This window comes from Pseudomonas libanensis (assembly GCF_001439685.1).
Classification (GTDB): domain Bacteria; phylum Pseudomonadota; class Gammaproteobacteria; order Pseudomonadales; family Pseudomonadaceae; genus Aquipseudomonas; species Aquipseudomonas libanensis.
Window position 1 is genome coordinate 212,033 of sequence record NZ_JYLH01000006.1, and the last position, 12,274, is coordinate 224,306.

The following is a 12,274-nucleotide window of genomic DNA, read 5'->3' on the forward strand; positions in this document are numbered from 1 at the left end:
ATTTATCCAACGTGCAATCCCGTTTCACGACATACACTCAGGGAAGAGCTGAAGGCGGCAAGAGCAGGCGCGTTTTCAACACAGGTGCATTGAGGATGAAGTATGTTGAATGTTGACCAGTCCCCCAGAGACACACGTGAACCCAGTGAATACGAGAGCCTGGTCGCGATGGGGGCTCACTCGCTCGATGTCATTCCGGGGGCGATCTACCTGTGTGACCGCGACGGGTGGCTCGTCAGGTTCAACAGCGAAGCGGTTAATCTGTGGGGACGAACGCCTGCCCTGGGTAAGCATGGGGACCGCTATTGCGGCTCATATCGACTTTATACGACAGACGGCGCGCCATTGGCGGTCGACGAATGTCCGATGGCGTCGACGCTCAACGCGGGCTTATGCGCGCGTAATCAGGAAGTCATGATTGAGCGCCCGGACGGGGCGCGATTCTTCGCGCTCATGAATATCCGCACCCTCAGAGACCGGCGTGGAGAAATCCAAGGCGCGATCAATTGCTTTCAAGACGTCTCGATGCACCACGCAATGGCCGAGGAATTGCGGCGCAAAAGCTCCGATCTCGAAGACTTTTTCGAAAACAGCGCCGTGGGCCTGCATATTGTCAGCGGCGAGGGCATGATCCTGCGCGCCAATAAAGCCGAGTTGTCGCTGCTGGGCTATAGCGCGGACGAATACATCGGCCGTCATATCACTGAATTTCATGTGGATGAACCGGTGATCGGCGACATCCTCCATAAACTCGGCAGCGGTGATTGCCTGAACAGTTACCCGGCGCGCCTGCGCGCCAAGGACGGCACCATCAGGCACGTCGCGATTACCTCGAATGGGCGATTCGAAGACGGTAAATTCTTCAACACGCGTTGCTTCACCATTGACGTGACCCGCGTACACGATGCCGAAACCGGGCGTCAGGAGAGCGATGACCGGCTGGCGGCAACCTACGAGGCGGCGACCATCGGCATTGCCGAGGCGGGCGAGGACGGCCGTCTGCTGCGGGTCAACGATGCCCTTTGCACCATGCTCGGGCGGTCTCGTGAGCAATTGCTGGCGATGACCTTCCTGGACTACACCCACCCAGACAGTGTCGAGCAGGACGCGACGTTATACGCTCGGCAGGTGGCGGGTGAACTGGATAACTACGTGCTGCGCAAACGGGCGGTGAAGCTCGATGGCCAGGCGCTTTACCTGGATGTGCATAGCTCGTCGGTCAGGGCGCGTGATGGCCGCTTCCGCTATGGTGTGCGGGTCATCCAGGACGTCACGCTGGCCCGAGAGATGGAAAACCGGGTGCGTGAAAGCGAGCGGCACATGCGCGATCTGCTCGAGGCGCTGCCGGCGGCGGTCTACACCACCGACGCCGAGGGGCGTATTACCTTCTTTAACCGCGCTGCCGTCGAGTTGTCGGGACGCACGCCGCAACTGGGCGACCTCTGGTGTGTCACCTGGAAACTGTTTAACACCGACGGCTCTTTTCTGCCTCACGACCAATGCCCGATGGCCGTGGCGCTCAAGGAAAACCGCGCCATACGCGGCGTCGAAGCCGTCGCCGAGCGCCCGGATGGCACCCGCGTGCCTTTCACGCCTTATCCGACCCCGCTGCACGACGCCGATGGCAACCTGATCGGCGCGATCAACATGCTCGTGGATATTACCGAGCGAAAGCAGGCCGAAGACCGACAAAAGAACTTGATCGACGAACTCAATCATCGGGTCAAGAACACCCTGGCCACGGTCCAGTCCCTGGCGTCCCAGACCGCGCGCAATGCGCAGGATGCCAAGGACGGCTACACCCGGTTCGAAGCCCGGCTGCTGGCCTTGTCGCGTGCCCACGACCTGCTGACGAAGCGTCATTGGGGCCTTACGCCGCTGGAGGTGCTGGCCCGGGAAGTGTTGTTGCCGGTATTTGGCCATGACCCCGGCCGCGTGGTGATCGCCGGTGATGCCATCGAGGTCGACACCCGTGTCGCCCTGAACCTGACCATGACGCTCAACGAACTGGCGATCAATGCCCTTAAATACGGAGCGATGTCCACCGACACCGGGACACTCTCGGTGGGCTGGAGCGTGCGGCCCCAGCCGAGCGGCGCGCTGCTGACCGTGGATTGGCGCGAACAAGGCGGGCCAGCGGTGTCCACGCCGGAGCGCGAAGGCTTGGGTTCGCGGTTGATGAAGCGTTGTATCGAGCGTGATCTGGGCGGTTCGTTCGAACTCGACTTCGCCCGTGAGGGCGTTCACTGCCGCTTCTCGTTTATGCTCGCTGAGAACCAGACATGACCACGTTCCCAGGCACCAAAGTGCTCCTGGTTGAAGACGAGGGCACCATTGCCATGTTGATCGAGGAAATGCTCGAAGACCTCGAGTGCACCGTAGTCGCCTCCGTGGCCCAACTCGCCAAGGCGATGCAAGTGGCAGATGTGGTGGATGTCGACTTGGCGATCCTGGATGTGAACCTGGCGGGAGAGCGCGTCTTCCCTGTGGCGCGGATTCTGCGGGCCCGCCATATTCCGTTTTTGTTCAGTACGGGCTACGGCGGCAGCGGCGTGCCGGAGGAGTTTAGTGACTGTCCGGTGCTGCATAAGCCGTTTGCGGAAAAAGACCTTCGGTTGAAAATTGCGTTGACGCTGGAGTCTTAGGTAAAACCCGCGATCCTGTCACCTGGGCGTCGAGCTGTTCACCCGCAACGTCGCCCTTACCGCGGCCGGCCGGGCGTTTTTCATCGAGGCGCAGAACCTGCTCGAGCGCGCCCAGCAGGCCGCAGTGACCGCCCGGCGTTTTGCCTCAGGGCCGCCATCGGGGCATAGGTATCTACACAACTTTGGGGCGACGCTGGACCTGTGGCGAGGGAGCTTGCTCCCGTGACGGACTGACAGCCGACGCTGATCGAGCTGACGCACCGCGATCCAAATGTGGGAGCTGGCTTGCCTGCGAAGGCGGCCTTAAAGCCGACCAGGATCTCGGGTCAGACCGCGTACATATCCGTTTCTGCGGTAATGGCTGCTATTGGCTCCGCTTTTACAGCGGGTCACTTTTGAAAAGAGCCCAAAAGTAACCAAAAGGCTATTGCCCCACCACTCGGCACCTCGCTCAGGCTCGGTGTGCCCGTAATTCGCCAGTGATTTGGGGGGTCGCCGCCACGCGCCATCCATGGCGCGGGGCGGCTAAACCGGCATCCCTGCCGGTTTACCCCCCAAACCCCTGTCGAATTCCGGCCAGCGTGGTTTAACGGGGCGCCTAAGATCAAAAGCAGATCAAGATCAAGAGCGACTCGCTTCGCATCGTGGTTACCGTCGGCTGCTACAGCCTACAAAGTTGTGTAGATACCTATGCTTATCGGGGGCAAGCCCCCTCCCACATTTGCACCGCTCGGCATCAGTTGGATCCCTGTCGTCCACCAGGCCGTCACGGGAGCCCACGCCAAAGTTGTGTAGATACCCATGCCCCCTGGGGGCCAGCCACCCGGGTCCGTCACCTGATGGTCATAAAACAGACGGAAGGCACATCAGAATCCTAAAGTTGCGAGGTACCGGGCAGATACCCCCTATATCCGCAACACTGTTCAAGGATCGAACTCATGACCCAGCGTCAATCCGGCCGCATTTCCCCTCCTGGTTATCCGCGTTTTTGCTGGTTTGCCCTTATACCGGTCGTGCCTGCCATTGGGTGGCTGCTGGTGCAATCAGCCTCCTCGGCCAATCTGCTGGCCTGCGCGGTACTGGTGCTGACGGGCTTGGGCGCTTGTGCCTGGAACACACATTCGCAACGCAACGCTGTACTGCTTGCGACGGCGCGGGCGCAGGAAGATCAGTCGGCTGTGGACGCAGCGCACCACGGCATGGCTTCCCGCGCACAGCTCGATGAAGTACTGCTCGGCGCCATGCCGATCTGGGCCAAGCAGGTGGAAAGCTCGCGGCACCAAACCGAAGAAGCGATTGTGAGCCTGGCCAACCGTTTCACCGGGATCGCCGCACGATTGCAGGAAACGGTACAGGCCTCGCAGCAGGCTGCCGGCGAACTGGACGGGCAGTCGGCCGACGGCGCGCTCGAGGTGCTGGCGCGCAGCGACAGCGAGCTGAGCCAGGTGATCAATTCGCTCAAGGCCACACAGACCAGCCGTGACCAGACCCTGGTCCAGGTCCGCAGCCTCACTGCCTATACCAAGGAACTGCGCGCCATGGCCGCCGACGTGGCGGCGATCGCCGCGCAAACCAACCTGCTGGCGCTCAACGCCGCCATCGAGGCGGCGCGTGCCGGTGAGGCCGGGCGCGGCTTTGCGGTGGTGGCCGATGCGGTGCGCAGCCTGTCGAACAAATCCAGTGAAACCGGCCAGCAGATGTCGGCCAAGGTCGACATCATCAATAACGCCATCACGCAATTGGTGCAGGCCGCGTCCAGCAGTGCCGACGAGGACAGCCACTCGGTGGCCGAGTCCGAAAACAGTATTCAAAAGGTGCTCGAGCGCTTCCAGAACATCACCGGGCGCCTGGCCGAATCTGCCGACCTGCTCAAGCAGGAAAGCTACGGCATCCGCGATGAGATGACCGAAGTGCTGGTCAGCCTGCAATTCCAGGACCGCGTCAGCCAGATCCTCAGCCACGTGCGCGACAACATGCACGCCTTGCACGACCACCTCCTGCAGGCCAGCCAGGCACCGGACCAGGCGGTGGGCGTCGACGCCCGGCAGTGGCTGGCGCGCATGGAAGCCACCTATGCCACCGACGAACAGCGGCGCCTGCACCACGGAGTGGCAGCCGCGCAGCCGAATTCCCAAGACATCACCTTTTTTTAGGAGTACACCATGGCGAAGAATGTATTAGTGGTCGACGACTCCAGCAGCGTGCGACAAGTGGTTGGCATTGCCTTGAAAAGCGCCGGCTACGACGTGATCGAGGCCAGCGACGGCAAGGATGCCCTGAGCAAGCTCACCGGGCAGAAAGTCCACCTGATCATCAGCGACGTGAACATGCCCAACATGGACGGCATCACCTTCGTCAAGGAGGTCAAGAAGCTGGCCAATTACAAGTTCACGCCTATCATCATGCTGACCACCGAGTCCCAGGAATCGAAGAAGGCCGAGGGCCAGGCCGCCGGCGCCAAGGCTTGGGTGGTCAAGCCGTTCCAGCCGGCGCAAATGCTCGCAGCCGTTTCCAAGCTGATCCTGCCTTGATCCTCTGGCGCCAGGGAGGCTGCCATGCCAATCAGTACTGAAACACTCGACAGCACCACCTGCGTGCGCATTGACGGCGAGCTGACGATCTACACCGTGGCCGAACTGGCGGCTGCGCTGCTGCCGCAGATGGGCGCCACGCCCCGCCTGGAGCTGGACCTGTCACAGGTCACGGAAATGGATGGCGCCGGTTTGCAGTTGCTCGCGGTCCTGCAGCGTGAGGCGGGCGTTGCCGGTACAGCCTTGAGTGTGACCGGCCAGAGCCAGGCGGTCATGCACGCACTGCAACTGTGTCGTAGCGCGGCCTCGTAGTCAGCACTTCCCATGTTTTTTGATCGACAAGGACAGTCCAGGTGAGCATCAATCTCGATCAGGCACAGCAGACATTCATCGTTGAGGCACGCGAACTGTTGCAGGCCATGGAGCAATCCCTGCTGCAATTGGAAAGCGAGCCCGGCGACCAGGACGCCATCGGCGCGATTTTCCGCGCCGCGCACACCATCAAGGGTTCGGCGGGCCTTTTCGGTCTGGCGTCGATCGTGGGGTTCACGCATATCGTCGAAGACGTGCTTGACCGCCTGCGCGAAGGCAATGTGGCGGTGGACGCCGCATTGATCGCCCTGCTGCTCAAATGCGGCGACCACATGCTCGAACTGGTCGAAGTGGTCGCTAACCGTGGTGAGGTGCCGACACCTGCCGCTCTGGAGCGCGGTGAGGCATTGCGCGAGGCGCTGAGTGCCTATCAGCCGATGCGAACCGTCACTGCCAGCGTCGAAACCGCTGAGGTGGCCGACGACACGGCGGTCGAAGTGCTCTGGCACATCTCCCTGCGCTTCGGCGTGGACGTGTTCCGTAATGGCATGGACCCGCTGTCTTTTTTGCGCTACCTCGAGACCCTGGGGCAGGTGCTGCAGGTCACCACCCTGACCGACAGCATCCCGCCCATAGACCGCTGGGACCCGGAAAGCTGCTACCTGGGGTTCGAGATCGGCCTGCGTTCGACGGCCAGTCACGCCACCCTCAACGAAGTGTTCGACTTTGTGCGTGACGACTGCGAGGTGCACATCAGTGCCGTCGACGAAGCGCCTGGGAGCACTGCGGTCGTTGCCGACGACCGGGTCACCCAGGCAGAACAGGGCGTCGTGGCGGCGACACCGCAGCGTTCTGCGCCAGCCACCGAGGCGAAACCCCGCGACGGCAATTACGTGCGGGTCAACGCCGACAAGCTCGACGAGCTGATCAACCTGGTCGGCGAACTGGTGATCGCCAGTGCCGGCTCAAGCCTGTTGGCCCGTTCCTGTGACAACGACCCCTTGCAAGAGGCGACCTCGACGGTATCGGCGCTGGTGGAAGAAATCCTCGATGGCGCCCTGCACCTGCGCATGATCCCCATTGGCGACACGTTCAACCGCTTCCGCCGTGTGGTGCGCGATATCAGCCAGGAACTGGGCAAGGACATCGAACTGATCATCAGTGGCGCGGAAACCGAACTGGACAAGACCGTGGTCGAGAAAATCGGCGACCCACTGATGCACCTGCTGCGCAACGCCATGGACCACGGTATCGAAAGCGCCGATGCGCGGCAGGCGGCTGGCAAGCCGGGCAAGGGCCACCTGAGCCTCAATGCCTACCATGACTCGGGGAGTATCGTCATTGAAATTGCCGATGACGGCGCCGGGCTCAACCGCGAGCGCATCCTGCAAAAAGCCCAGGAACGCGGATTGGTGGCCAGCGGTGCGGTGTTGACCGACCAGGAGATCTACAACCTGATCTTCGAAGCGGGTTTCTCCACTGCCGAGGCGGTGACCAACCTGTCCGGGCGCGGCGTCGGCATGGACGTGGTCAAGCGCAATATCACCTTGTTGCGCGGCACCGTCGACCTGGACAGTCGCCCCGGCGAAGGCACCGTGGTGCGCATTCGCTTGCCGCTGACCCTGGCGATCATCAATGGGTTCCTGGTCGCCATTGACCAGTCCACCTATGTGATCCCCCTGGACATGGTCCAGGAATGCATCGAACTGGATGAACGCCAGCGCCAGTCCAGCCGCGACGACGGCTATCTGGACTTGCGTGGCGAGGTGTTGCCGCTGGTGGACCTGCGCGAACACTTCAGCCACGAAGGGCCCGCTGCTCGGCGCCAGAACGTGGTGGTGGTGCGCTATGCCGAACACAAGGCCGGACTGGTGGTGGATGACCTGCTCGGCGAGTTCCAGACCGTGATCAAACCGCTGGGCAAGCTGTTCGGCGCACTGCGCGGCATCAGTGGCTCGACCATATTGGGCAGCGGCGCGGTGGCCCTGATCCTGGATGTACCGGCACTGCTCAACCAAATCGTACAACTGGAAGCCCGCACGCCCCAGGCGCCTCAATCGCCGCCGGTCGTCGCTCGCTGATGTCTTTGCAATTCCATGGAGGTTCCCCGATGAAATGGTTCTACGATCTCAAGATTTCCACCAAGTTGATCAGCTCGTTCCTGGTGGTCTTGGCGCTCACTGCGGCCATGGGCGGCTTCGCCATCCTCCAGCTCGGCGCTGTCAACCATGCAGCCCAGGACATCAAGGGCAACTGGATGCCTTCCATGCGCGCAGCGGCAGGCATGCGTTTTTTTGCCGCCAACTATCGCTTGAAAGAAAACCGTCACCTCGCGACCGAGATCGCCGAGGAAAAGGCCCAGGCCGAACGTGAAGCCGCCGACGCGCGCCAACAGTTCGAAACCCGCATGGGCACCTATGAACAGTTGCTGTCGACTGATGAAGATCGTCAGCTGCTGGCCAGCGTAAAAAGCGCATGGGATGCCTACCTGGCGAGCAGCAAGCAATTGCTCGAGTTTTCCCGGCAGAACCAGGAAGTCCAGGCACGCGGTTTGCTCAGGGGAGAGTCCAAGGGGCATTTCGATGAGGTGACCAGTCGCCTGCAGAAAATGGTCGAACTCAATGACGCCGGCGCGACGGTCGCGGGTGACAAAGGTTTGGCGCTGTACGAAAACGCACGCCTGTCGATCATCGCGGTACTGGTCGCGGCCTTGTTGATCGGCCTGGGCCTGGCGGTATTCATGGCCCGCATCATTTCCCGCCCACTGCGGCAAGCCGCAACCGCCGCCGAGCAATTGGCTGAAGGCAACCTCAACACCCACATCGAACCGGGTGCCAAAGATGAAACCGGCATGGTGCTCAACGCTATGCGCAATATGGTCGGCAAGCTGGCGCATATCATCGGCGAAGTGCGCAACGCCGCCGATAACCTCGCCAGCGCCTCCGAGCAGGTCAGTGCCACCGCACAATCGATGAGCCAGGCCACCAGTGAACAGGCCGCCAGCGTCGAGGAAACCAGCGCCTCGGTGGAGCAGATGAGCGCCAGCATCAACCAGAACACCGAAAACGCCAAGGTCACCGATGGCATGGCCAGCAAGGCCGCCAAGGAAGCCACCGAAGGCGGCGAGTCGGTACAGCAGACCGTGGTGGCGATGAAGAAAATCGCCCAGCGCATCAGCATCATCGATGACATCGCCTACCAGACCAATCTGCTTGCCCTCAATGCCGCCATCGAGGCCGCCCGGGCCGGCGAGCATGGCAAGGGCTTCGCCGTGGTGGCCGCCGAAGTGCGCAAGCTGGCCGAACGCAGCCAGGTCGCCGCCCAGGAAATCGGCGAGCTGTCCTCCAGCAGCGTGGACATGGCTGAGAAGGCCGGCAAGCTGCTCGACGAAATGGTGCCCTCCATCAACAAAACCTCCGACCTTGTGCAGGAAATCAGCGCTGCCTCCGAAGAACAGGCCGCGGGTGTCGGGCAGATCAACACGGCCATGACCCAGCTCAACCAGGTGACCCAGCAAAATGCCTCGAGCAGTGAGGAACTGGCGGCCACGGCCGAAGAAATGAGCAGCCAGGCCGAGCAACTGCAACAGGCCATGAGCTTCTTCGTGCTGGATTCAACCCCCAGGGCCGCAGTTCAAGGCAGCAGCGTCGACAGCCCCGGCAGCAAGCCAAACCGTCAAACGCCACGGCCGAAACCACAGGCATCGCGCAAGGCGTTCGCCTACAACCTGGGCAGCGCGCCGGACGAATCGGAATTCACCCGCTTCTGATCCCACGATCGATGCGGGCCTACAAGGAGAGTGACATGGGCGCAGTGATGACGACTCGGCATACCGCGGTTGCGGTGGATGAGGATGCGCAATACCTGACCTTCATGCTTGGCGGCGAAATGTTCGCCATCGGCATCCTGGGGATCAAGGAGATTATTGAATACGGCAGCCTGACCGTGGTGCCGATGATGCCGACGTTCGTGCGTGGGGTGATCAACCTGCGTGGCGCGGTGGTGCCGGTGGTGGACTTGTCGGCGCGCTTTGGGCGGGCCAATTCGGCGATCACCCGGCGCTCCTGCGTGATCATCATCGAGGCGAGTAGCGAAGATGGCCAGCCACAGGATATCGGCTTGCTGGTCGATACCGTGTCGGCGGTGCAGGAGATCCCGGCCGCGCAGATCGAGCCACCGCCCAGCTTCGGGGCGCGGGTTCGCGCCGATTTCATTGGTGGCATGGCCAAGGTCGACGGCAAGTTCGTGATCGTGCTGGAGGTGGACAAGGTGCTGTCCATCGATGAGATGTCCAGCCTTGCCGAGGGCGGCCAAGCGCCGGTCCTCGACCTCGATCCGCGTTGAGTGCCGACCATGCCAGATACTGCCTCCATCGATGATCGTGAATTCGGCCAGTTCCAGAGCTGGCTGTACCGTGCGGCCGGCATCAACCTGTCACCGGCCAAGAAGGCCCTGGTGGCCGGGCGCCTGTTCAAGCGCCTCAAGCATTATGAGCTGCACAGCTATGGTGAATACTTCAAGCTGATCATGAACGACCAGCGCAAGGGCGAGCTGCAGGTTGCGCTGGATTTGCTCACCACCAACGAAACCTATTTTTTCCGCGAGCCCAAGCACTTCGACTTCCTGCGCCAGCAGGTGCTGCCCAAGGCGGCGCCGGGCAAGGTCTTTCGCGTGTGGAGCGCGGCCAGCTCCTCGGGCGAAGAGCCCTACAGCCTGGCGATGACCCTGGCCGAGAGCCTGGGCACCACCCCCTGGGAAGTGATCGGCTCGGACATCAGCACCCAGGTGCTGGCCAAGGCGCGCAACGGCCATTACGCCATGGAGCGCGTCGGGACGCTGCCCCAGCCGCTGCTGACCAAGTACTGCCTCAAGGGCACTGGCCGCCAGGAGGGGACGTTCCTGATCGACAAGGCCTTGCGTAGCCGGGTCAATTTTGTCCAGGTCAACCTTAACCAAGCGCTGCCGGCACTGGGCGAGTTCGAGGTGATCTTCCTGCGCAACGTGATGATCTATTTCGACCAGCAGACCAAGAGCCAGGTGGTCGCGCGTCTGCTGCCGCTGCTCAAGCCCGGCGGCTATTTCATTATCAGCCACTCGGAAAGCCTCAACGGTGTAAATGACACCTTGAAGCTGGTGGCGCCGTCGATTTACCGCAAGCCATGAAAAAACCAGACGATGCGAGCGAAGTGGTGTTAGCGCCTGGCCAGGTCAGCTTTGCGACGCGGCCGACGCGCCTGCGCACCTTGCTCGGTTCCTGCGTGGCGATCACCTTTTGGCACCCGCAACGGCGGATCGGTGGCATGTGTCACTTCATGCTGCCGGGGCGCCTGCGCGATCATCAGCCCCTGGATGGCCGCTATGGCGACGAAGCCATGGAACTGCTGCTGCGCCACGCCCAGGCCAATGACACACAGGCACGGGATTACCAGGTCAAGTTGTTCGGCGGCGGCAAGATGTTCCCCGATCAGCCGCGCCGCTTGCCGACCCAGGACGTGGCCAGCCTGAATATTCGCGCAGCGCTGGCCCTCGCCGAGCGCTATCACCTGCACCTGATGGCCCAGGACATGGGCAGTACCGGTTATCGCACGGTCATGTTCGACCTGTGGAACGGCAACGTCTGGGTCCGGCACCAACCAATGGGAACACTTCAACAAGATGCCTACCAAAAAAATCAGTGTGCTGCTGGTCGATGACTCGGCCGTGGTGCGCCAGGTACTGCTGGCGATTCTCGCCGACACGCCGGACATCCACGTCATGGGCGCCGCCTCCGACCCGATTTTCGCCATGGACAAACTCACCCGGGAATGGCCGGATGTGATCGTGCTGGACGTCGAGATGCCGCGCATGGACGGCATCACCTTTCTCAAGAAAATCATGAGCGAACGGCCGACGCCGGTGGTGATCTGCTCGTCGCTGACCCAGAAAGGCGCGGAAACCTCCCTGCAGGCGTTGGCAGCGGGCGCCGTGGAAATCATCACCAAGCCGACCACCGGCTTGAAGAACTTCCTGATCGAATCGGCGGCCGAATTGGTGACAGCGATCCGTGCCGCGGCGAACTCCAACGTCAGGAACCTGGGCAAGCGCAGCGTCAGCCCGGCGCCATTGGCCCCGGCCAGCAAGCTCAGCGCGGATGCGATCCTGCCCGCCGCCAACGGCCATGCCATGGCGCAGACCACCGAACGTATCGTCGCCATCGGCACCTCCACCGGCGGCACCCAAGCGTTGGAGGCGGTGCTGACGGCGCTGCCGCGGGTGTGCCCGGGCATGGTGATCGTGCAGCACATGCCGGAAAAATTTACCGCCTCGTTTGCCGAGCGTCTCAATAGCGTGTGCGAGATCGAGGTGCGCGAAGCACGCAACAATGACCGCATCCTGCCTGGCCTGGCCCTGATCGCCCCTGGCGGCAAACACTTGATGGTCACCCGCAGCGGTGCCTATTACCACGCCCAGGTTATCGACGGCCCGCTGGTCAACCGGCACCGGCCGTCAGTGGACGTGCTGTTTCGTTCGGTGGCCAAGTTCGCCGGCAAGAACGCCACGGGCATCATCATGACCGGCATGGGCGACGACGGCGCGCGCGGGCTCAAGGAGATGCTCGAGGCCGGTGCCGCCACGGTGGCCCAGGACGAGGCCAGTTGCGTGGTGTTCGGCATGCCCAAGGAAGCGATCAAGCTCAACGCCGCCCAGCGGGTCATGGCGCTGGAGGATATTCATCGGGCGATTTTGCATAAGTAATAAGGCGTTTAGTTGTCTTAACACCCATCCTGCTATTGCCAGGTGTTTTGC

General features: G+C 62.1%; 11 protein-coding genes and 1 pseudogene. All 12 read left to right on the forward strand.

Going from position 1 to position 12,274, the window contains the following annotated elements; genetic code table 11:
- Positions 1-102: 102 nt before the first annotated feature.
- The 12 genes and pseudogenes from TU73_RS11905 (at position 103) to TU73_RS11955 (ending at position 12,223) form a co-directional block, all read left to right on the forward strand.
- A complete protein-coding gene (locus TU73_RS11905; RefSeq protein WP_057012352.1) occupies positions 103-2,286 on the forward strand; it encodes a PAS domain-containing sensor histidine kinase in 2,184 nt (727 codons plus the stop codon).
- A complete protein-coding gene (locus tag TU73_RS11910) occupies positions 2,283-2,645 on the forward strand; it encodes a response regulator (RefSeq protein WP_057012353.1) in 363 nt (120 codons plus the stop codon). The genes TU73_RS11905 and TU73_RS11910 overlap by 4 nt, the downstream gene beginning before the upstream one ends.
- Positions 2,646-2,664: 19 nt before the next feature.
- Positions 2,665-2,796, forward strand: a pseudogene (locus TU73_RS28955) (LysR family transcriptional regulator); the annotation flags it as partial.
- Positions 2,797-3,886: 1,090 nt separating this feature from the next.
- Positions 3,887-4,798, forward strand: coding sequence for a methyl-accepting chemotaxis protein (locus TU73_RS11915; RefSeq protein WP_411741031.1), 912 nt, complete (start codon positions 3,887-3,889; stop codon positions 4,796-4,798).
- 9 nt (positions 4,799-4,807) lie between these two features.
- Positions 4,808-5,176, forward strand: a complete 369-nt coding sequence (locus tag TU73_RS11920; RefSeq protein WP_010446480.1) for a response regulator — start codon at positions 4,808-4,810, stop codon at positions 5,174-5,176.
- 24 nt (positions 5,177-5,200) lie between these two features.
- The gene (locus tag TU73_RS11925) at positions 5,201-5,488 is read left to right on the forward strand and encodes an STAS domain-containing protein (RefSeq protein WP_057012354.1); all 288 of its coding nucleotides are present in this window, start codon (positions 5,201-5,203) and stop codon (positions 5,486-5,488) included.
- A 41-nt stretch (positions 5,489-5,529) separates the two neighbouring features.
- Positions 5,530-7,569: a chemotaxis protein CheA gene (locus TU73_RS11930; RefSeq protein WP_057012355.1), complete on the forward strand. Its 2,040-nt coding sequence runs from the start codon at positions 5,530-5,532 to the stop codon at positions 7,567-7,569.
- Between the two features lie 29 nt (positions 7,570-7,598).
- On the forward strand, positions 7,599-9,257 hold the full coding sequence (locus TU73_RS11935) for a methyl-accepting chemotaxis protein (RefSeq protein WP_057012356.1): 1,659 nt from the start codon (positions 7,599-7,601) through the stop codon (positions 9,255-9,257).
- A 35-nt stretch (positions 9,258-9,292) separates the two neighbouring features.
- Positions 9,293-9,832 carry a chemotaxis protein CheW gene (locus TU73_RS11940; RefSeq protein ID WP_057012357.1) on the forward strand — a complete coding sequence of 180 codons (540 nt, stop codon included), beginning with the start codon at positions 9,293-9,295 and terminating at the stop codon, positions 9,830-9,832.
- Positions 9,833-9,841: 9 nt separating this feature from the next.
- Positions 9,842-10,651, forward strand: coding sequence for a CheR family methyltransferase (locus TU73_RS11945; protein WP_057012358.1), 810 nt, complete (start codon positions 9,842-9,844; stop codon positions 10,649-10,651).
- Complete coding sequence (gene cheD, locus TU73_RS11950; protein ID WP_057012359.1) at positions 10,648-11,181, forward strand: chemoreceptor glutamine deamidase CheD; 534 nt, start codon at positions 10,648-10,650, stop codon at positions 11,179-11,181. The genes TU73_RS11945 and cheD overlap by 4 nt, the downstream gene beginning before the upstream one ends.
- The gene (locus tag TU73_RS11955; protein WP_057012360.1) at positions 11,144-12,223 is read left to right on the forward strand and encodes a protein-glutamate methylesterase/protein-glutamine glutaminase; all 1,080 of its coding nucleotides are present in this window, start codon (positions 11,144-11,146) and stop codon (positions 12,221-12,223) included. The genes cheD and TU73_RS11955 overlap by 38 nt, the downstream gene beginning before the upstream one ends.
- Positions 12,224-12,274 lie beyond the last annotated feature (51 nt).